This is a genomic window from Skermanella sp. (assembly GCF_059503625.1).
Map to the genome: position 1 here is coordinate 1 of NZ_JCACHA010000575.1, position 19,748 is coordinate 19,748.

The 19,748-nt window shown below is 67.0% G+C and carries 17 protein-coding genes; 14 read left to right on the forward strand and 3 right to left on the reverse strand.

The window, feature by feature from the left end:
• Window positions 1–194 (forward strand): hypothetical protein (locus AC5JJ6_RS13790; RefSeq protein WP_496042596.1); only part of this gene is annotated, 194 nt, incomplete at its 5' end.
• 182 nt (window positions 195–376) lie between these two features.
• Here the strand turns inward: AC5JJ6_RS13790 and yddG are convergent.
• Entirely contained in the window at window positions 377–1,297 is a 921-nt protein-coding gene (gene yddG, locus AC5JJ6_RS13795) for an aromatic amino acid exporter YddG (RefSeq protein ID WP_496042597.1), read from the reverse strand.
• A 147-nt stretch (window positions 1,298–1,444) separates the two neighbouring features.
• On the opposite strand from yddG, the gene AC5JJ6_RS13800 reads away from it, so the two are divergent.
• The 6 genes from AC5JJ6_RS13800 to glyA are packed head-to-tail and all read left to right on the forward strand — an operon-like array spanning window position 1,445 to window position 9,419.
• On the forward strand, window positions 1,445–2,695 hold the full coding sequence (locus tag AC5JJ6_RS13800; RefSeq protein WP_496042598.1) for a sarcosine oxidase subunit beta family protein: 1,251 nt from the start codon (window positions 1,445–1,447) through the stop codon (window positions 2,693–2,695).
• Between the two features lie 17 nt (window positions 2,696–2,712).
• Window positions 2,713–3,063 (forward strand): sarcosine oxidase subunit delta, encoded by a 351-nt coding sequence (locus AC5JJ6_RS13805; protein ID WP_496042599.1) that lies wholly within the window; start codon window positions 2,713–2,715, stop codon window positions 3,061–3,063.
• On the forward strand, window positions 3,060–6,083 hold the full coding sequence (locus tag AC5JJ6_RS13810; RefSeq protein WP_496042600.1) for a sarcosine oxidase subunit alpha: 3,024 nt from the start codon (window positions 3,060–3,062) through the stop codon (window positions 6,081–6,083). Before AC5JJ6_RS13805 ends, AC5JJ6_RS13810 begins: the two co-directional genes overlap by 4 nt.
• Window positions 6,076–6,672 (forward strand): sarcosine oxidase subunit gamma, encoded by a 597-nt coding sequence (locus AC5JJ6_RS13815; RefSeq protein WP_496042601.1) that lies wholly within the window; start codon window positions 6,076–6,078, stop codon window positions 6,670–6,672. The genes AC5JJ6_RS13810 and AC5JJ6_RS13815 overlap by 8 nt, the downstream gene beginning before the upstream one ends.
• A 28-nt stretch (window positions 6,673–6,700) precedes the next feature.
• Window positions 6,701–8,080: an L-serine ammonia-lyase gene (locus AC5JJ6_RS13820; protein ID WP_496042602.1), complete on the forward strand. Its 1,380-nt coding sequence runs from the start codon at window positions 6,701–6,703 to the stop codon at window positions 8,078–8,080.
• Between the two features lie 28 nt (window positions 8,081–8,108).
• Window positions 8,109–9,419 (forward strand): serine hydroxymethyltransferase, encoded by a 1,311-nt coding sequence (gene glyA, locus AC5JJ6_RS13825; protein WP_496042603.1) that lies wholly within the window; start codon window positions 8,109–8,111, stop codon window positions 9,417–9,419.
• A gap of 13 nt (window positions 9,420–9,432) precedes the next feature.
• On the opposite strand, the gene AC5JJ6_RS13830 is transcribed toward glyA, so the two are convergent.
• Together AC5JJ6_RS13830 and AC5JJ6_RS13835 are read right to left on the reverse strand one after the other, a co-directional pair.
• Window positions 9,433–9,753 carry a DUF4351 domain-containing protein gene (locus AC5JJ6_RS13830; protein ID WP_496042604.1) on the reverse strand — a complete coding sequence of 107 codons (321 nt, stop codon included), beginning with the start codon at window positions 9,751–9,753 and terminating at the stop codon, window positions 9,433–9,435.
• A gap of 49 nt (window positions 9,754–9,802) precedes the next feature.
• On the reverse strand, window positions 9,803–10,756 hold the full coding sequence (locus tag AC5JJ6_RS13835; protein WP_496042605.1) for an Rpn family recombination-promoting nuclease/putative transposase: 954 nt from the start codon (window positions 10,754–10,756) through the stop codon (window positions 9,803–9,805).
• A gap of 214 nt (window positions 10,757–10,970) precedes the next feature.
• Here AC5JJ6_RS13835 and AC5JJ6_RS13840 point away from each other — a divergent pair, with 214 nt between their 5' ends.
• The 7 genes from AC5JJ6_RS13840 to AC5JJ6_RS13870 all read left to right on the forward strand — a co-directional run.
• Window positions 10,971–13,013: an oxidoreductase gene (locus AC5JJ6_RS13840; protein ID WP_496042606.1), complete on the forward strand. Its 2,043-nt coding sequence runs from the start codon at window positions 10,971–10,973 to the stop codon at window positions 13,011–13,013.
• 7 nt (window positions 13,014–13,020) lie between these two features.
• Entirely contained in the window at window positions 13,021–14,916 is a 1,896-nt protein-coding gene (locus AC5JJ6_RS13845) for a DUF3483 domain-containing protein (protein ID WP_496042607.1), read from the forward strand.
• A complete protein-coding gene (locus tag AC5JJ6_RS13850; RefSeq protein ID WP_496042608.1) occupies window positions 14,913–16,139 on the forward strand; it encodes an electron transfer flavoprotein subunit alpha/FixB family protein in 1,227 nt (408 codons plus the stop codon). The genes AC5JJ6_RS13845 and AC5JJ6_RS13850 overlap by 4 nt, the downstream gene beginning before the upstream one ends.
• Entirely contained in the window at window positions 16,132–16,914 is a 783-nt protein-coding gene (locus AC5JJ6_RS13855; protein WP_496042609.1) for an electron transfer flavoprotein subunit beta, read from the forward strand. The genes AC5JJ6_RS13850 and AC5JJ6_RS13855 overlap by 8 nt, the downstream gene beginning before the upstream one ends.
• A gap of 72 nt (window positions 16,915–16,986) precedes the next feature.
• Window positions 16,987–18,339 carry a glycine betaine/L-proline ABC transporter ATP-binding protein ProV gene (proV, locus tag AC5JJ6_RS13860; RefSeq protein WP_496042610.1) on the forward strand — a complete coding sequence of 451 codons (1,353 nt, stop codon included), beginning with the start codon at window positions 16,987–16,989 and terminating at the stop codon, window positions 18,337–18,339.
• A gap of 3 nt (window positions 18,340–18,342) precedes the next feature.
• The gene (locus AC5JJ6_RS13865) at window positions 18,343–19,254 is read left to right on the forward strand and encodes an ABC transporter permease (RefSeq protein WP_496042611.1); all 912 of its coding nucleotides are present in this window, start codon (window positions 18,343–18,345) and stop codon (window positions 19,252–19,254) included.
• 43 nt (window positions 19,255–19,297) lie between these two features.
• Window positions 19,298–19,748, forward strand: a 451-nt coding sequence (locus AC5JJ6_RS13870; protein WP_496042612.1) for a glycine betaine ABC transporter substrate-binding protein, incomplete at its 3' end; no start/stop codon positions are given.

Sequence of the window (19,748 nt, forward strand, 5' to 3'; positions counted from 1 at the left end):
ATGTGGTTAAGTGCGGCGGTGGCGCTTCATCTGCTGTCTTGGAGAACCCTGGGAGGGTTGAAGTGAACGGATTGTGGGTCTACGCCTACATTGTCCTGCCGATCGTCGTTGTGGCGCTCGGGTACGCCGCTGTCCGTTGGGATGAGCGCGATCTCCATAGTCCGGCCGACAAGCGCCACGGGCCGGCTGAGTGATACGGAATACGATTATCCATTCTTGGTTTTCGAAAAGGCCGGCATCATCCAGCGAATGATGGCAAGGCCTGACATTCGAACACAGAAGCGAGGATGTCGTCACGCGCCGACCGACCTCCACCCAGGGCCAACCGCGCCCCGGATCTTTGGCATCGTGAATCAGATCTCCGGCGACGCCCCCGTCACCGCGTCCCCCGCCGTCCGGTCACGACCTCGTGGCTCGCCAGCAAGGCTCCGCCGACGATCAGCCCGCACGCTGCCCAGACCGTCCAGTGACCCGGCGTCAGCCCAAAGCCGATCAGCAGCAGCGTGGACAGCAGCGGCGACGCATACGACAGCGCCCCCAGCGCCCGGATGTCGCCGCGCTTGACCCCATGGTCCCAGGCGAAGAACGCGGCTCCGACCGGCCCGATCCCCAAGCCCACCAGCGCCAGCCAGCCGATCGCGTCGCCCGGCCAGACCGTCGTCTCCCATGCCAGATGACACCCCAGCGCCAGCGCCGCCGTGACGAGGCAGAAGCCGGAAACCGTGTCGGTCGGCACCTTGCCGAAGCGCCGGTTCAGCAGCGAATACGTCGTCCAGATCAGGGCGCTGCCCAGGGCCGCGACGTAGCCTGCCAGATACTCGGTTCGGATCGTGAACCCGCTGCCCTTCGTCACCAGCAGCCCCGTGCCGGCCAGCCCCGCAACCGCCCCCGCGATGTGCCACCAGCGCAGACGCTCGCCCGGCAGCAGGGCCGAGAACAGCACGATGAACAGCGGCCACATGTAGTTGATCAGGTTGGCTTCCACCGCCGGCGCCGATTTCAGCGACAGGAAGTAGAGGAAATGGAAGCCGAACAGCCCGCCCACGTTCAGCAGCCAGACGGCAGCCGGCTGCCGCAGGGCGCGCAGCGGGTCGCGCCGTCCCGCCAGCGTGCCGCAGATCCCCGTCATTCCGCCGATGGCGAAGGCGACCGCCACCGTCTGGAAGGGCGGCAGGGCGCCGGTCAGCGCCGTCAGCGGCGCCAGCAGCGCCCACATCAGGATCGCGGAAATGCCGATCAGCGTGGCGCGGCCGGCGGCCGGGCTTGCGGTGGCGCCAACGGTGGAAGAACTGCTCATTGTCGATTTCTGACGCTTGAAGGAAACGGATGTCGCTTTTGTTATGCCGAATCGGCTGCTGCATTCTAGCAGTCCGACCCCGTTCCGCCATACCCTTCGGCCCAAGGGCAGGACAAGGTCCGGGACCAAGGGACAGGTGAGGCTGACATGGCTAAGTATTCGATTTTCTCCCTCGTGAAGAACGCGCTGTCCCATCATCAGAACTGGGACCGGGCGTGGCGCGACAACCGCCCGAAGGACAGCTACGACGTCATCATCATCGGCGGCGGCGGGCACGGGCTGGCGACGGCCTATTACCTCGCCAAGGAACACGGCATCACCAATGTCGCCGTGCTGGAAAAGGGCTGGCTGGGCGGCGGCAATACCGGCCGCAACACCACCATCATCCGGTCCAACTACCTGTGGGACGAAAGCGCCGGCCTGTACGAGAAGTCGCTTCAGCTTTACGAAGGCCTGAGCCAGGACCTCAACTACAACATCATGTTCAGCCAGCGCGGCGTGCTGAACCTCGCCCATAACCTGGGCGACGTGCGCGAAGCGATGCGCCGGGTCCATGCGCTCCGCCTCAACGGCATCGACAGCGAGTGGCTGACGGCCGAACAGGTCAAGGAATACTGCCCGATCATCAACGATTCCAAGAACGTCCGCTACCCGATCATGGGCGGCACCTTGCAGCGCCGCGCCGGCACCGCCCGCCACGACGCGGTCGCCTGGGGCTTCGCCCGTGCCGCCAGCGCACGCGGCGTCGATATCATCCAGAACTGCGAGGTCAAGGGCATCCGCCGCGAAGGCGGCAAGGTCGTCGGCGTGGATACGTCGATGGGCTACATCAAGGCCGGCAAGGTCGGCATCGTCGCCGCCGGCCATTCCAGCGTGCTGGCCGAGATGGCCGATATCCGCCTGCCGGTCGAAAGCCACCCGCTCCAGGCCCTGGTGTCGGAGCCGGTCAAGCCGGTGATCGACTGCGTCGTGATGTCCAACGCCGTCCACGTCTATGTCAGCCAGTCCGACAAGGGCGAGCTGGTGATGGGGGCCGGCGTCGATGCCTATACCTCCTACGGCCAGCGCGGCAGCTTCCATGTGATCGAGCATCAGATGGGTGCCTTGCTGGAGCTGTTCCCGATCTTCAGCCGGCTGCGCATGCTGCGCCAGTGGGGCGGCATCGTCGATGTCTGCCCGGACGCCAGCCCGATCATCTCGAAGACGCCGGTGGAGAACCTGTTCATCAACTGCGGCTGGGGGACAGGCGGCTTCAAGGCGACACCCGGCTCCGGCTTCGTCTTCGCCCACACGCTGGCGCGGGGCGAGCCGCACGCGCTGAACGCCGCCTTCGGGCTGAACCGCTTCGAGACCGGCTACCTGATCGACGAACACGGCGCCGCCGCCGTCGCCCACTAAAGACCGAGGAACCGACCATGCTGACGATCAACTGCCCCTGGTGCGGCCCCCGCGACGAGACCGAATTCGGCTTCGGCGGCGAAGCGCACCGTACGCGCCCGGCCGACCCTTCCGCGCTCAGCGACGCCGAATGGGCCGAGTTCCTGTTCATGCGGACCAACCCCAAGGGCCTGCACCGCGAGCGCTGGGTCCACAGCCACGGCTGCCGCCGCTGGTTCAACGTCGAGCGCCACACCGTCACCAACGAGATCACGCGGGTTTATCAGATGGGCGGGCAGATGGGCGGCGCCTCGGACTCCGCCGAAACCGCCCCCGCCGAACAAGCGCCCGCAACCGCCGCCATCGAGAAGCAGGGAAGCCGGTCATGAGCAAGGCTGAGTTCCGCACACCCGCCGGCGGCCGGATCGACCGGGGCCGCCCGGTCAACTTCACCTTCAACGGCAAGGCGCTCCAGGGCTATGCCGGCGACACCCTCGCCTCGGCCCTGCTCGCCAACGGCGTCCATCTGGTCGGCCGCAGCTTCAAGTATCACCGTCCGCGCGGCATCCTGTCCGCCGGCTCGGAAGAGCCGAACGCGCTGATCCAGCTCGAGCGCGGCAACCGGACCGAACCGAACCTGCGCGCCACCCAGATCGAGATCTACGAAGGCCTGGTCGCCAGCAGCCAGAACGCGTGGCCGAATGTCGAGACCGATGTCGGCTCGATCAACAACGTCCTGTCGAAGATCTTCGTCGCCGGCTTCTACTACAAGACCTTCATGCATCCGCAGAGCTTCTGGATGAAGGTCTACGAACCGGTGATCCGCCGGGCCGCCGGTCTCGGCAAGGCTCCGGTCGAACCCGACCCCGATTTCTACGACAAGATGCACATCCACTGCGACGTGCTGATCGCCGGCTCCGGTCCCGCCGGTCTGATGGCCGCACTGGCCGCCGCAAAGACGGGCGCCCGCGTCGTTATCGCCGACGAGCAGAACGAATTCGGCGGCTCGCTGCTGGCATCGCGTGAAACCATCGACGGCAAGCCGGCTGCCGACTGGGTCCGCGACACGGTCGAGGAGTTGAAGCGCTTCCCCGAGGTTCGCCTGCTGCCGCGCACCACCGTCACCGGCTACTACGACCACAACTACCTGATCATGGCGGAGCGCCGCACCGACCATCTGCCGCGCGGCTCCGCCCCCAAGGTCTCGCGCCAGCGCCTGTGGAAGGTCCGGGCCAAACAGGTCGTGCTGGCGACCGGCGCGCATGAACGGCCCCTGGTGTTCGCCGACAACGACCGGCCCGGCATCATGCTGGCCGATGCCGCCCGCACCTATGCCAACCGCTTCGGCACTCTGCCGGGCAAGCGCGCCGTCGTCCTGACCAACAACGACAGCGCCTACCGGGCGGCGCTGGATCTGGCCGACGCCGGCGTCGGCATCGCGGCCATCGTCGATCTGCGCACCCAGCTCGGCGGTTCTCTGGTGGCGGAAGCGAAGAGGCGCGGCATCCGCATCCTGACCAACTCGGCGGTGACCGCGACCTATGGCGCCAAGCGGGTGACCGGCGTCGATGTCATGACGATCAACGGCTCGGGCGAATCCGTGATCGGTGCCCCGACGAAGATCGACTGCGACCTCGTCCTGATGTCGGGCGGCTGGAACCCCGCCGTCCACCTGTTCTCCCAGTCCACCGGCAAGCTGCGCTACGACGACGCTCTCGCCTGCTTCGTCCCCAGCGTCTCAATGCAGGCGGAACGCTCGGCGGGAGCCTGCAAGGCGACCTTCACGCTGGCCGGCTGCCTTGCGGAAGGGGCGGCGGCGGGAGCCGAAGCCGCCAAGGCGGCGGGCCATGGCGAGGGCGAGGTTCCCACGATCCCCTCGGTCGAGCAGACCGAACCGCAGCAGCCGATCCGTCCGCTCTGGGTGGTTCCCTCGACCGATCTGGTCGGGCACGGCAAGGCCAAGCACTTCGTCGATTTCCAGAACGACGTATCCGCCGCCGACGTGCTGCTGGCGTCCCGCGAAGGCTATCAGTCGGTCGAGCACCTGAAGCGCTACACCACGACCGGCATGGGCACCGACCAGGGCAAGACCTCCAACGTCAACGCCCTGGCGATCCTGGCGAAGTCGCTGGCCTCGCCGATCCCGCAGGTCGGCACGACGACCTTCCGCCCGCCCTATACGCCGACGACCTACGGCGTGCTGGCCGGCCGCGACGTCGGGGAACTGGCCGATCCCGCCCGCCACACGCCGATGCATTCCTGGCACGTCGCCCACAACGCGCTGTTCGAGGATGTCGGCCAGTGGAAGCGGCCCTGGTACTTCCCGCAAGGGTCCGAGGATATGCACGCCGCCGTCCGGCGCGAGTGCCGGGCCGTCCGCGCGTCAGTCGGCGTGCTCGACGCCTCGACGCTCGGCAAGATCGACATCCAGGGTCCCGATGCGGCGCAGTTCCTCAACCGGGTCTACACCAATGCCTTCCTCAAGCTGGAAATCGGCAAGTGCCGCTACGGCGTGATGTGCAAGGAAGACGGCATGGTGATGGACGACGGCGTGACCACGCGCCTGGGGTCGAACCATTTCCTGATGACCACCACCACCGGCAACGCCGCCAAGGTGCTGGACTGGCTGGAGGACTACCTCCAGACGGAATGGCCGGATCTCCGCGTCTTCCTGACCTCCGTCACCGAGCACTACGCCACGGCATCGATCGCCGGTCCCAAGGCCCGCGAGGTGGTGGCCGAACTGGCGCCCGACCTTGATATGAGCGCCGAAGCTTTCCCGTACATGTCATACCGCGAAGCGGTGGTCGCCGGCGTGCCGGCCCGCATCTTCCGCATCAGCTTCACGGGCGAGCTGTCCTACGAGATCAACGTGCCGGCCTATAACGGCCTGTATGTCTGGGAACAGATCATGCGCGTCGGCGCCAAGCACGGCATCACGCCCTACGGCACCGAGACCATGCACGTGCTGCGCGCCGAGAAGGGCTACATCATCGTCGGCCAGGAAACCGACGCGACGGTGACGCCGCAGGACCTCGGCATGGGCTGGGTCGTGTCCAAGCAGAAGCCCGACTTCATCGGCAAGCGCTCCTTCAGCCGGGAGGACACGTCGCGGTCGGATCGCAAGCAGCTGGTCGGGTTGCTGACCGAGGACCCGAACGAAGTCCTGCCGGAGGGCGCGCAGCTTACCGCAACCGCCGACGGTCATCCTCCGATCCCGATGATCGGCCATGTCACGTCCAGCTACTACAGCGAGACGCTGGGCCGTTCCATTGCCCTGGCTCTGGTCAAGGACGGCTTCCAGCGGATGGACCAGCACATCTTCGCGCCGCTGGGCGGCAAGACCGTCAAATGCGCCGTCACCAAACCCGTGTTCTACGATCCCGAGGGAGTGCGTCTCCATGGCTGAAACCCTGATCCGCCAAGGCGGTGCGACCCGCTTCACCCAGGCCGTGGCGTCGCTCAGCGCCGGTGCCGGTGACCGCGTCCGCCTCGCCGAACTGACGCCGCCCGGCCAGATCAACCTGCGCGGACGGCCATCGGACCCGCGTTTCGTCCGCACCGTCGGCGCGGTATTGGGCTGCGTGCTGCCGCTCAACGCCAATACGGTGACCTCGGCCGCCGAAGTCACCGTCCTCTGGCTCGGTCCGGACGAATGGCTGCTGGTGACTCCGGCGGGCGAGGAGACCGACCTGATCGGGCGGCTGCGCGAAGCGCTCGGCGACATCCACGCCGCCGTCACCGACGTCACCGGCAACCGCACCCGCCTGCGCCTGTCCGGCCCCGGCGCCCGCGAGACCCTGATGAAGGGGTGCAGCCTGGACCTGCATCCCCGCGGATTCCGCCCCGGCCAATGCGCCCAGACCCTGCTGGCCCGTGGCGGCATCATCCTGCACCAGATCGACGACGCTCCGACCTACGACATCTACCCGCGCCGCTCCTTCTCCGAATATACCTGGATGTGGCTGAGCGACGCGGTGGCGGAATACCAGCGCTAGAATTCCTCACTCATCGGCGGGGGCGGCCATGTCGGTAAGCGTATTCGACATCTTCAAGATCGGCATCGGGCCGTCCAGCTCCCACACCGTCGGACCGATGAAGGCGGCTGCCGCCTTCGTCTCCGGCCTGGAAGAGCGCGGGGCGTTGCCCCGGATTGCACGGGTCTACGCCGAACTATTCGGCTCGCTGGCACTGACGGGAGTAGGCCACGGCACCGATCAGGCCGTGCTGCTGGGCTTGTCGGGCGAACAGCCGGACATGATCGACCCGGACCGCATTCCGGCTATCCTGTCCTCCATCCGCACGGGTAACCGCATCGGCCTCGGCGGCAAGCACGACATCGCCTTCGACGAATCCGCCGACTTGGCATTGCACCGGGCCGAGACGCTCCCCGGCCACCCCAACGGCATGCGCTTCACCGCAACCGACGCCGACGGGACCGTGCTGGACACCCGCATCTACTACTCGGTCGGCGGCGGCTTCGTCGTCTCCGAAGAAGAGATGTTCCGCAACGAACGCCTCGCCGAAGCGCCGGCGGTCCCCTACGACTTCGTCAGCGGCAGCCAGATGCTGGAAGCGGCCAGGGCCTCCGGCCTCAGCATCGCCGACATGATGCGGGAGAACGAACGCGTCCAGCGCACCGATGCCGAGATCGACGCCGGCCTCCGCCGGATCTGGGACGCCATGCAGGCCTGCGTCGCCCGAGGCATGTCGCAGGAGGGCACCCTTCCGGGAGGACTCAGCGTCCGCCGCCGCGCCCGTGCCCTCCATAAGGAACTCAACGGCAGGGCGGAAGCCTCGCTCCGCGATCCCATGGCAATCATGGACTGGGTCAGCCTCTACGCCATCGCGGTCAACGAGGAGAACGCCGCGGGAGGCCGCGTCGTCACGGCTCCGACCAACGGGGCGGCCGGGCTGATCCCGGCGGTGCTGCACTACTACGACCGCTTCTGCTTTGGCCGGAGCGAGCAGGGCGTCTTCACCTTCCTGCTGACCGCCGGCGCCATCGGCGGGCTCTACAAGCGCAACGCCTCGATCTCCGGAGCGGAAGTCGGCTGCCAGGGTGAAGTCGGCGTCGCCTGCTCGATGGCCGCCGCTGGGCTGGCCGCAGCGCAGGGCGGCACGCCCGAGCAGATCGAGAACGCCGCCGAGATCGGCATGGAACACAACCTGGGCCTGACCTGCGACCCGATCGGCGGCCTCGTCCAGATCCCGTGCATCGAGCGCAACGCTATAGGCGCCATCAAGGCGATCAACGCGGCGCGGCTCGCCTTGCGGAGCGACGGCCAGCACCACGTCTCGCTCGACAAGGTGATCCGGACCATGCGGGAAACCGGCGCCGACATGCAGACGAAGTACAAGGAAACATCGCTCGGCGGCCTCGCCGTCAACTTCATCGAATGCTGAATGGCATCGACTGCTGAAAGACCGTGAAATGGCAACTTCCATCGAGCACTTCTTCTCCGCCTCCGTCGCCGACAGCGATCCGGAACTGGCGCAATCGCTGCGTCGCGAACTCGCCCGCCAGCAGGATCAGGTCGAGCTGATCGCGTCGGAGAACATCGTCTCCGCCGCCGTGCTGGAAGCCCAGGGCTCCGTCCTGACCAACAAATACGCGGAGGGTTACCCCGGCCGCCGCTACTACGGCGGCTGCGAGATCGTCGATATCGCGGAACAACTGGCGATCGACCGCGCTAGAGCGCTGTTCGGCTGCTCCTACGCCAACGTCCAGCCGCATTCCGGCGCGCAGGCCAACCAGGCCGTCTTCATGGCGCTGCTCCAGCCGGGCGACACGATCCTCGGCATGTCGCTGGCGGCCGGCGGCCACCTGACCCACGGCGCCTCGGTCAACCAGTCCGGCAAGTGGTTCAACGCCGTGCAGTACGGCGTCCGCCGGGAGGACGCGCTGATCGACTACAATCAGGTCCGCGATCTGGCGCGCGAGCACAAGCCGAAGTTGATCGTCGCCGGCGGCTCCGCGTACCCCCGAGTCATCGACTTCGCCCGCTTCCGCGAGATCGCCGACGAGGTCGGGGCCTGGCTGATGGTCGATATGGCCCACTACGCCGGCCTGATCGCCGGCGGCGTCTACCCCAACCCGGTCCCGCATGCCCATGTCACCACGACGACCACGCACAAGACGCTGCGCGGTCCGCGCGGCGGCATGGTCCTGTCCAACGACGAAGCGCTGGGCAAGAAGATCAACTCCGCCGTCTTCCCCGGCCTCCAGGGTGGTCCGCTGATGCATGTCATCGCCGCCAAGGCCGTGGCGTTCGGCGAGGCGCTGCGCCCGGAGTTCAAGACCTATGCCCGCGACGTCGTGGACAACGCCCGTGCCCTGGCGTCCCGGCTGGTCGAGGGCGGCGTCGATATCGTCTCCGGCGGGACCGACAGCCACATCGTCCTGGTCGATCTGCGCCCCAAGGGCCTGACCGGCAAGGCTGCCGAAGCCAGCCTTGAGCGTGCCGGCATGACCTGCAACAAGAACGGCATCCCCTTCGATCCGGAAAAGCCGATGGTAACCTCCGGCGTCCGCCTCGGCACCCCCGCCGCAACGACGCGCGGCTTCGGCACGGCGGAATTCACGCTGGTCGGCGAGCTGATCTCGGAAGTCCTCGACGGCCTCGCCGCCAGCAACTCCGGCGACAACGCCGCCGTGGAAGCCAAGGTTCGAAGCCGCATCCATGAATTGTGCAGCCGCTTCCCGATCTACGGCGGCCAATCGCTGGCCGCTGCGGCGGAGTAGGCAGGCTCTGCCTTCAGTTGGGCCGGTTCGCGTCGAAGATATCCGAGATGGCAGCGCCATCCATCACTCGATCCAGCCACTCGTCCAATTCTTCGGATGTCGCCGACTGTATCCGGTCGGCGACATCCGGGGATAGCTCGCCGAACCGACGCTGAAGCAGTTTGGAGAGTGTTTCTGCCAATACCTGAGCGCGAGTTTGGGCACGGATTTCGATAATTGCCTGTGCCTTTACCTCATCCGCCCACCGCTTGAACCGTTCTGGCACCATGTCTCGCATCTCCATCAGATCGTTCGCTGGTAGGGCGGTTTGTTCGTTCGCAAAGCCACGACCCAAGCGGTCGCATCCCTTGAGTAGGTCTGTCAAAAGCCTGGGGAGGACGCGGCTAATTTGTCCGCTTGTTGTCGAAAACATCGGCAATGGATGAGGCGTCCAGCACCCGATCCATCCACTCGTCCAGTTCCTCGGCCTTTGCCGTACGGATACGCTTGGCCGCGTCAGGCGGCAACTCTCCGAAACGGCGGCCAAGCAGTTTAGAAAGCGCCCCGGCAAGAGCGTCAGCCCTTACTTCGTCCTGCCACTCCTTGACGCGTGCTGACACCATTTCCCGGATCTCCAACATGTTGTTCGCATTCCAGGTTACTGCATCGATCCCAATACGTTCCTGGGTCGAAACAGCATACTCGATTACTTCAGTGAACAACTGCTTCAGTGGTGCATAGTCCGGATGCTGGCGGAACCAGCCTATGATCTCATCGACCAGATCGACCAGTTCCGCCGGACCGGGGCCGGCTTCCAGGCGGAACAGCAGCGCCACCAGACTGTCGCGGCGCTCCAGCTCGCTGCCGGGCAAGGCCCTCTCGTCCACCAGATGATAGCGGATGTCCGGCTGCCAATGCCACAGCGCCGACTCCGGCGGCAACGCCACCAGTTCGGTCGTTCCGGTCGGCGCGTTCCACGCCTTGTCGCCGTTGTAGAGCACGACCGGCAGGATCGGCGGTAGCCGGTCGCCGGGCTTCAGTCGCATCTCGTCGATGATCTGCTGCCAGAGCAGGCCGGCGTAGACCTGGATGCGGACGGGCATCCACCAGTCGATCTGCGACTGGAATTCCAGCATCAGGTACAGGTAGACATCGCCGCCGCACTCCGTCGGAATGCGCCAGATCACGTCGCCTTCCCGCCGCCGTCCGCCGCGTCCGTGGAACTTCGCATTCACCCGCTCCATCCGGCTGAAGTCCAGTCCCAGCGCCAGGGCCGCCGGCACGAAGTCGCGGACGAACTGCTCGACCATGACCGGGTGCGAGAACAGGCGGTGGTACAGGGAATCGGAAGGGTTCAATCGATAGTCATTCGCGGCAAAAGTGCGGTACGCCGCATCCAGCACGCGGTCTCCACACCCCGCAAGCCCGCGCCGCGCCATGCGACGGTATGCCCATCCGGCACCCTTGCTACACCTTGTCGCAAGTTGACGGAATTTTGTCGCGGCATGGCATGTGCGAATGCCCGCGCGGGCGAATTCTTAGAACCGTAACAATGATGGGGAACCGAGACACATGTCTCCCGTCGAAGCGCTTCTCCGCCCCTTGAAAATCAAGCACCTGACCATCCGCAACCGGGTGATGAGCACGTCGCACGCGCCGTCATACGGCTCGGACGGCAAGCCCAAGGAGCGTTATCAGCTTTATCACGAGGAGAAGGCCAAGGGCGGCATCGGCCTGACCATGTTCGGCGGCTCGTCCTCGGTGGCGCTGGACAGCCCGGCGGCCCCGTGGAACCAGATCTCCGTCGCCGACGACAGCGTCGTCCCCTTCTTTCAGGAGTTCGCCGACCGCGTCCACCGGCACGGCGCCGCCCTGATGATCCAGCTCACCCATATGGGCCGGCGGACCAAGTGGGACACCGAGAACTGGCTGCCGACCCTGTCGGCGTCACCCAAGCGCGAGCCGGCCAGCCGCTCCATCCCGAAGGAGATGGAAGACACCGACTTCCGCCGCATCATCGCCGACTACGCAGCCGCCGCCCGCCGCTGCAAGGAAGGCGGCCTCGATGGGTTCGAACTGTCCGCCGCCCACGGCCACCTGATCGACCAGTTCTGGAGCCCGTCGGTCAACAGGCGCACCGACAAGTACGGCGGCAGCCTGGAAAACCGGATGCGCTTCGGCATCGAAGTGCTGGAAGCCTGCCGCGAAGCGGTCGGCGACGACTATATCATCGGCATGCGGATGTCGGGCGACGAGCTGATCGACGACGGCCTGACCCACGAGGACTGCGTCGCCATCACCCGCACCTACGCCGAGCGCGGCTTGATCGACTTCGCCAATGTCCTGGGCGGGCAGGCGCGCGACCATCTGGCCCACGCGATCGTGCTGCCCAACATGTCGTTCCCGGTGGCGCCCTTCCTGTTCCTCGCCAGCGCCATCAAGCGCGAGGTGGATATCCCCATCTTCCACGCCCAGCGCGTCACTGACCTCAACACGGCGGGCCGTGCGGTCGCGGAAGGGCATGTCGATATGGTCGCGATGACCCGCGCCCACATTGCCGACCCGCATCTGGTCCGGAAGCTGATGGAAGGCCGGATCGACGACATCCGCCAATGCGTCGGCGCCGGCTACTGCATCGACCGCATCTACGCCGGCGGCGACGCGCTGTGCATCCAGAACGCCGCCACCGGCCGCGAGCGGACCATGCCGCACATTATCCCCAAGGCCGCCGAGAAGAAGCGCGTCGTCGTCGTCGGTGGCGGCCCCGGCGGGCTGGAAGCGGCGCGCGTCTGCGCCGAACGCGGCCATTCCGTCGTGCTGTTCGAGAAGAACGCCGTCACCGGCGGCCAGATCAACATCGCCGCCAAGGCGACATGGCGGGAAGCCCTGACCGGCATCACCCGCTGGCTGACCCAGCAGGCGGCCAAATCGGGCGCCGAACTCCGCCTCGGCACGGAAGCCACTCCCGCCACGATCGAAGCCGAGAAGCCCGATGTGATCATCCTGGCGACCGGCGGTCATCCCAGCCACGGCGACGTCAAGGGCGCCGACCTCGCCGTCACCACCTGGGACATGCTGTCCGGCAAGGTCGAGCCCGCCGAGAACATCCTGATCTATGACGGCACCGGCCAGCACCACGCGCCGTCCTGCGCCGAGTTCCTGGCGAAGCGCGGTGCCCTGGTCGAGATCGCCACCCAGGATCGCATGGTCGCGGAGGAAGTCGGCGCCACCAACCAGCCGATCCACCTGCGCGAGCTTTACAAGCTGGGCGTCGTCCTGTCGCCCAACCTCCAGCTCACCGAGATCTACCGCGAAGGCAACAAGCTGGTCGCCGTCCTCAAGAACGAGTTCACCCACGAGGAGGAGGAACGGCTGGTCGATCAGATCGTGGTCGAGTTCGGCACCCTGCCCAACGAAGCGCTCTATTTCGACCTGAAGGAGCGGTCGATCAACCGGGGCGAGATGGACCTCCACGCCCTGGTCGAAGGCCGCCCGCAGCCCCACAAGGTCAACGGCCACGGCGGCACCAATCTCTACCGGATCGGAGACGGCGTGGCTGGCCGCAACATCCATGCGGCGATCTACGACGCCGCCCGCCTGTGCAAGGATTTGTGAGCGCCCGATGATCGCCTCAACGCTCTCCGCGATCGTAATCGTCACCTTGGCTTCCGGCTTGGCGCTGGCGTTCATCCAGGCGCGGCGCTGGCGGGCGGGCCGGGCGGCGGATGTCGACCTGATCGCCGGTTTGAAGGCGCTGCCGCGCCGCTATCTGGTCGATGTCCATGACGTGGTCGAGCGCAAGCCGTTCAACTCCCGCTTCCACGCGCTGACGGCGGGCGGCTTCCTGGCATCGCTGGCGCTGATCCCGCTGCTGGCGATCCCAGCGTTTCGGCACTGGACCGTCTGGGGCCTGCTCAGCCTTGCCCTTGCGGCGATGCTGGCCGGAAGCCTGATGGTCGGCTGGCGCCGCCGGGTCGAAAAACCTGCGGAACTGTCGAAGGGCCGCTTCAGCCGTCTGCCCTTCGCTCTGCTGGCCTACGCCACCGCCTTCCTGGTGGTGGCACTGGACCAGACCGCCGGCGGAGTCCTCCCCTGGCCGCTCAGCCTGGCCCTCGTCCTGGTCGGAGCCTGGGGCTGCGCCGAACTCGTCCTCGGCGTCTGGAAAGGACCCCTGAAGCACGCCGTCCACGGTGCTCTCCACCTGATCGCCCATCCGCGCCCCGAGCGCTTTCAAGACGGCCTGGGCCGCGACACCGCCCTTCGGCCCCTGAACCTGGAGACCAACGGCAAGCTCGGCACCGAACGCCCCCTCGACTTCGACTGGAACCGCCTGCTCGGGTTCGACGCCTGCGTCCAGTGCGGCCGGTGCGAGACAGCTTGTCCAGCCTATGCCGCCGGCCTGCCGCTCAATCCGAAGAAGCTGATCCAGGATCTGGTGACTGGGTTGGAAGACGGCGCCGACGACAGCTCCTACGCCGGCAACAACCATCCCGGCCGCCCGCTCGGCCTTGCGCACGGCAGCCCCGTCCAGCCGGTCATCGGCCCGATGATCCATCCCGACACGCTCTGGGCCTGCACCACCTGCCGCGCCTGCGTGCAGGAATGCCCGATGATGATCGAGCATGTCGATGCCGTGATCGACCTCCGGCGGTTCCAGACGCTCGAACTGGGAGCCACCCCCGGCAAGGCCGCCGGAGTGCTGGAGGAACTGAAGGCGACCGACAACCCCGGAGGCCGGCCGCTCTCCCGCCGCCTCGACTGGGCCGTGGACCTGAGCCTTCCCATCCTGGCCGACAAGGGCCGGTGCGGCGTGCTGCTCTGGCTGGGCGACGGCGCTTTCGACCTGCGCACCCAGCGCTCGCTCCGGGCCTTGGTCCTGCTGCTTCGCCGCGCCGGGATCGACTTCGCGGTCCTTGGGGCCGAGGAACTGGACTGCGGCGATGTCGCCCGCCGCCTTGGCGACGAGGCCACGTTCCAGGATCTGGCACGGCGCAACGTCTCCACGCTGCGCCGTTATGCATTCGACCGCATCGTCACGGCGGACCCGCACGCCCTGCACACGCTGCGGCATGAATACAAGCCGTTCGGCCTCGACGTGCCTGTGATCCATCACACCGCCTTCCTGCTCGACCTCCTCCAGGCGGGCAAGCTGACCGTCACCGCCGCCAACGGGACATCGGTCACCTACCACGATCCCTGCTATCTCGGCCGCTACAACGGCGAGATCGACGCCCCCCGCGCCCTGCTCGACGCCATTGGCGTCGAGCGCGTCGAGATGGAGCGTTCCGGCCTGCGTTCGAGCTGCTGCGGCGGCGGCGGCGGCGCTCCCCTGACCGACGTGGCCGGCAAGCGCCGCATCCCCGATGTCCGCATGGACCATGCGCGCGAGACCGGCGCCGCCACCGTCGCGGTAGCCTGTCCCAACTGCGCCCTGATGCTGGAAGGCGTCGTCGGCCCGCGTCCGCAGGTTGCGGAGATCGCCGAACTGGTCCTGGCCGCGACGGAGGCCCCGAAATGACCCGCCGCCGGCGCGACCCCAGGGCCGAAGCGCTGGCCCTGACCACTTCGACCGAACCCCGCCGCCGCATCGCGCGCGGCACTCCGCCCGCCGCGCCCCCGTCAGGCCGCCGCCGCCGCGATCCCCGCGCAGAACGCGCCGCCTCCAGCGTCCAGGCCGGAGCCCGCCTGCGCTACGACCGAAGCGGCAGCGGCGCCACGCTCTCGCAAGCAAGCACCCTTGAGACAACAACAACCGGTCCCGCCATCCGGATCGTCGAAGACCCCGCCTTCCTGGTGCTCGTCGTCCCCGACCAGCCGCGCGGCGAGTTGACGGCCCATGACCGCCAGCTCGTCGCCGCCGGCCGCGTCCTGGCCGACGCCGGAGGCGGCGCCGTCGTCGTCCTGGCGCCCGATCAAGCTACCACCACCGATTTCGCCACGGCCGGCGCCGACCGGCTCATGAAGGTTGACTTCGAACTATTCACCGACTATTGCCCTGAGCGTCGCGCGGCCAGCGTGCTGGACGCGGTGGAAATTCTCAAACCCCGCCACGTGCTGTTCGCGGAAAGCGCCGACGGCGGCGCCGACATCGCTCGCCGCGTCGCGGCAGCCTTGGGCGAAAGACTTTTTCCGGGTGTTCAAAATCTGACCCCGACCCAGGCTGGACGCCGCGCACGCGGCGGCTCGTCGGAGTTGAGCCATGCCCCGGCCCGGCTGATGACCATCGCTCTCGATGCCGTCCCGCCGCTGGAAGACGCCCGCCATGAAGCGCGGGTCATTCCGACACCGCCGCGGAATTCGCACTCCGCGCCGGGCATCCGCGACGCCCGCCCGCTGGCGGTCGATCCCGACCGGCTCTCGCTGGCCGAGGCCGATTTCATCGTCAGCGCCGGCAACGGGATCACCGACTGGGCGGGCTTCGCCGAACTCGCGGAAGCGCTGGGGGCGACGCGCGGCGGCAGCCGCGTGGTCTGCGATGCCGGACACCTGCCGCGCGACCGCCAGATCGGTGCTTCGGGCACTTTGGTAACCGCGCGGTGTTACTTCGCGCTGGGGATCGCGGGAGCGCCCCAGCACTTGCAGGGAATCACAGAGGTAAAGCACGTCATTGCCGTCAACACAGACCTTCACGCTGAAATGATCAAGCGCGCCGACCTCGCCATCGTCGCCGACGCGCAAGCCGTGATGCCGGCCCTGATCCGCTATGCCAGAGCGCGCCGGAATGCCCAAAACCATGGTTGACGTCGCCGTCCTGCTCTCCGTCGGCAGCCATCCCGCATCGGGCCGCGCCCGCCGCGCTCCGCTCGACGCGCAAGCGCTGGAACTGGCGCTGCGCCTGACGGAAGCCGGCCGGACCGCCCGCATTCACGCGCTGCACGCCGGAGACCCGTCCCAACCGGCGCTCCGCGACTATCTCGGCATGGGCCTCGACCGCCTGGAAGTGCTGGAAACCGCACCCGGCGCCGACCCCGTCCCGGCCCTGATCGCCCGCCTGCGCGAGTTGTCCCCCGCCATCATCCTGGCCGGTTCCAGCGCCGAAGGTGGCGAAGATTCCGGCATGGTGCCCTATCTGATTGCACAGGCGCTCAACCGCACGCTGATCCCCGACATCGTCGGCATCGACGTCACTAATGCCGAAGCCGCCGTCACCCAGGCGCTCCCGCGCGGCCAGCGCCGCCTTGTCACCGCAACGCCGCCTCTGGTCGCGACTTTGCATGGCTCCGCCCATGCCGCACGCCAGAGCGCCTTCGCCCGCGCCCGCCGGGGCACCATCGAAGCCAGACCGGCAGCCGCCGTCCAGCAGGACGGGTTCCTGGCCGAATGCACCGTCCGCCCCTGGCGCGCCCGGCCCAAGCTGATGCGCGTCCAGCGCGGCGGTTCGGCGCTGGACCGCATGAAGGCCGCGACCGAAACCAAGGCGGGGCAGGGGCGGCTGATGGTCCAGCCGACGCCGGACGAAGCGGCGGCGGCGATCTACGACTGCCTGATCCAGCAGGGCTGGTCCAACAGGGAATGATTCGTTGAATGAACTAAGCATTCGAGTACTGTTGCAGGTAACCGATGTAAAAACAGGGAAGAGGACAATGAGATGAAAGCAGCGTTCGAGGGCATACCCAACCAGGACCCCGCAAGCACGGCTCCGCTGCCATCTTATCCAGCACCCAATGGAGCTACCCCCACGCCGCGGGCATACACCCCCGCGACTGTCGCGAGACCGGCCAACGCCAAGTCGCAGGCCTCGTCCGCCGGCGAAGTCCGGCTCGACGTTTCCAACGTCTACAAGATCTTCTCCGACGATCCCAAGCCTGCGCTGGACATGCTGTACGCCGGCGCCACCAAGGACGAGGTGTTCAAGAAGCTGGGCGTGACGGTCGGCGTCAAGGACGCCAGCTTCCAGGTCCGCAGCGGCGAGATCTTCGTGATCATGGGCCTGTCCGGCTCCGGCAAATCGACCATGATCCGCCTGCTCAACCGCCTGATCGAGCCCAGCGCCGGCAAGATCGTGTTCGACGGCCGCGACCTCGTCACCATGTCCCGGAAGGAGCTGATCGGCGTCCGACGCAAGGACATGAGCATGGTGTTCCAGTCCTTCGCGCTGATGCCGCACCTGACCGCGCTCGACAACGCCGCCTTCGGGCTGGAGATCGCCGGCGTGCCCAAGCCCAAGCGGGTTGAGGCGGCGATGGAGGCCCTGAAGCAGGTCGGACTGGACCAGTATCACGCCCGCTACCCGCGCGAGATGTCCGGCGGCATGCAGCAGCGCGTCGGCCTTGCCCGCGCCCTTGCCAACAACCCGACGATCATGCTGATGGACGAGGCGTTCTCCGCCCTCGACCCGCTGATCCGGACCGAGATGCAGGACGAGCTGCTGCGGCTCCAGCGCGAGCACAAGCGCACCATCATCTTCATCTCCCACGACCTTGACGAGGCCATGCGGATCGGCGACCGGATCGCCATCATGGAAGGTGGCAACATCGTCCAGGTCGGTACGCCGTTCGAGATCCTGCGCAACCCAGCCGACGACTACGTCCGCTCCTTCTTCCGCAACGTCGATGTTTCCCGCGTGCTGCGCGCCGGCGACGTCGCCCGGTTCGAGGAGGAGAAAACAGTCATCCGCGTTCCCGGCGTCCTTCAGCCGGCCCTGGAGCAGCTGACGGATTCGAAGAACGAGTACGGCTACGTCCGCGACCACGACAACAACTATCACGGCACCGTGTCGCGCGACAGCCTGGAGCGGGCGATCACCGAGGAAGGCCAGCCGCGTTTCGTCCACGCCTTCCTGCCCGACATCGATCCCGTCCATGCCGAACAGCCGCTGCACGACGTCATGCGCACCGTCGCATCGGCCGAATGCGCCGTCCCGGTGGTCGACGACCAGAACAAGTTCCTGGGCGCCATCTCGCCGGCGACCCTGCTCAAGACCCTGAACCGGGAGAAGTAAGCCATGGACTTCCAGCTTCCGATCGACGCCTGGGTCGAGAACATCGTCAACTACATCCTGGACAACTTCCAGCCCTTGCTGGACGGCATCGCCGCCGTGGTCGACGGCTTCGGCGCGACGATCGACGGAGCGCTCCTGGCGCTGCCGATCTGGCTGGCGGTGGCGCTGCTGACGGCCTTCTCCGGCTGGCGCGTCAGCATCCGCTTCGGCATCTTCACGCTGGTCTCGCTGCTGCTGATCGTGTCGATGGATTTGTGGTCCGCGACGATCTCCACGCTCGGCCTCGTGCTGGCGTCCACGCTGCTCAGCCTGATCCTGGGCATCCCGCTGGGCGTCTGGATGGCCCGCAGCAAGGTGGTGGAGAGCATTTCCAAGACCACGCTGGACTTCATGCAGACGATGCCGGCCTTCGTCTACCTGATCCCGGCCGTCATGTTCTTCGGCCTGGGCCGCGTTCCCGGCATCATCGCGACGATCATCTTCGCGATGCCTCCGGCGGTCCGCCTGACCGCGCTCGGCATCCAGCAGGTCCCGGCCGAGATCGTCGAGGCCGCCCGCGCCTTCGGCTGCACCGACCGCCAGCTGCTGTTCCGCGTCCAGCTGCCCAGCGCCCGGCCCTCGATCATGGCCGGCGTCAACCAGACCATGATGCTGGCGCTGTCGATGGTCGTGATCGCGTCGATGATCGGGGCCGGCGGCCTCGGCAACGTCGTGCTCCAGGGCATCCAGCGGCTCGACATCGGCCTCGGCTTCAAGAGCGGCCTCAGCGTCGTCCTGCTCGCCATCATCCTCGACCGCATCACTCAGAGCTTCGGCGCCAAGGCGGCGGCTCCCGGCAAATCGCGCTGGGCTATGCCGGCGTTCATGCACCGGCTGATGCCGGCTCCCTCGGCCCGTTCGAACCCGACGCACTAAGCGTCGGGCCAATAACAAACTGAAACCTGGAGGCTTAGAAACGATGGGCTTTTTCACCAAGACCGTGACCCTCGCCGCCGCATCCTGCCTTGCGGCAACCCTGATGCTGACCACGGCGCACGCTGCCGACAAGAAGATCAACATCGGCTGGACCGCTTGGTCCGACGCCGAGGCCGTGACCACGCTGGCGAAGAAGGTCCTGGAAGGCCGCATGGGCTACAAGGTCGAACTGACCATGGCCGACATCGGCATCCAGTACCAGGGCATCGCCACCGGCAAGCTCGACGCGATGCTGATGTCCTGGCAGCCGCTGACCCACAAGCCCTATCTCGACAAGGTCCGTCAGGACGTGGTCGATCTAGGCCCGATGTATACCCGCGCCAAGCTGGGCTGGGTCGTGCCGTCCTACATCCCGGAGTCCGAGCTTAAGAGCATCGAGGACCTGAAGAAGCCCGAAGTGAAGCAGAAGCTCGGCAGCAAGATCCAGGGTATCG

What these genes read in the sequence shown, in the direction of transcription:
- AC5JJ6_RS13855 (WP_496042609.1), top strand. Translation starts at nt 16,132, where the DNA reads ATGGTTGACGTCGCCGTCCTGCTCTCCGTCGGCAGCCATCCCGCATCG.
- AC5JJ6_RS13820 (WP_496042602.1), top strand. Translation starts at nt 6,701, where the DNA reads ATGTCGGTAAGCGTATTCGACATCTTCAAGATCGGCATCGGGCCGTCC.
- AC5JJ6_RS13810 (WP_496042600.1), top strand. Translation starts at nt 3,060, where the DNA reads ATGAGCAAGGCTGAGTTCCGCACACCCGCCGGCGGCCGGATCGACCGG.
- AC5JJ6_RS13845 (WP_496042607.1), top strand. Translation starts at nt 13,021, where the DNA reads ATGATCGCCTCAACGCTCTCCGCGATCGTAATCGTCACCTTGGCTTCC.
- AC5JJ6_RS13865 (WP_496042611.1), top strand. Translation starts at nt 18,343, where the DNA reads ATGGACTTCCAGCTTCCGATCGACGCCTGGGTCGAGAACATCGTCAAC.
- proV (WP_496042610.1), top strand. Translation starts at nt 16,987, where the DNA reads ATGAAAGCAGCGTTCGAGGGCATACCCAACCAGGACCCCGCAAGCACG.
- yddG (WP_496042597.1), bottom strand. Translation starts at nt 1,297, where the DNA reads ATGAGCAGTTCTTCCACCGTTGGCGCCACCGCAAGCCCGGCCGCCGGC.
- AC5JJ6_RS13850 (WP_496042608.1), top strand. Translation starts at nt 14,913, where the DNA reads ATGACCCGCCGCCGGCGCGACCCCAGGGCCGAAGCGCTGGCCCTGACC.
- glyA (WP_496042603.1), top strand. Translation starts at nt 8,109, where the DNA reads ATGGCAACTTCCATCGAGCACTTCTTCTCCGCCTCCGTCGCCGACAGC.
- AC5JJ6_RS13805 (WP_496042599.1), top strand. Translation starts at nt 2,713, where the DNA reads ATGCTGACGATCAACTGCCCCTGGTGCGGCCCCCGCGACGAGACCGAA.
- AC5JJ6_RS13815 (WP_496042601.1), top strand. Translation starts at nt 6,076, where the DNA reads ATGGCTGAAACCCTGATCCGCCAAGGCGGTGCGACCCGCTTCACCCAG.
- AC5JJ6_RS13800 (WP_496042598.1), top strand. Translation starts at nt 1,445, where the DNA reads ATGGCTAAGTATTCGATTTTCTCCCTCGTGAAGAACGCGCTGTCCCAT.
- AC5JJ6_RS13840 (WP_496042606.1), top strand. Translation starts at nt 10,971, where the DNA reads ATGTCTCCCGTCGAAGCGCTTCTCCGCCCCTTGAAAATCAAGCACCTG.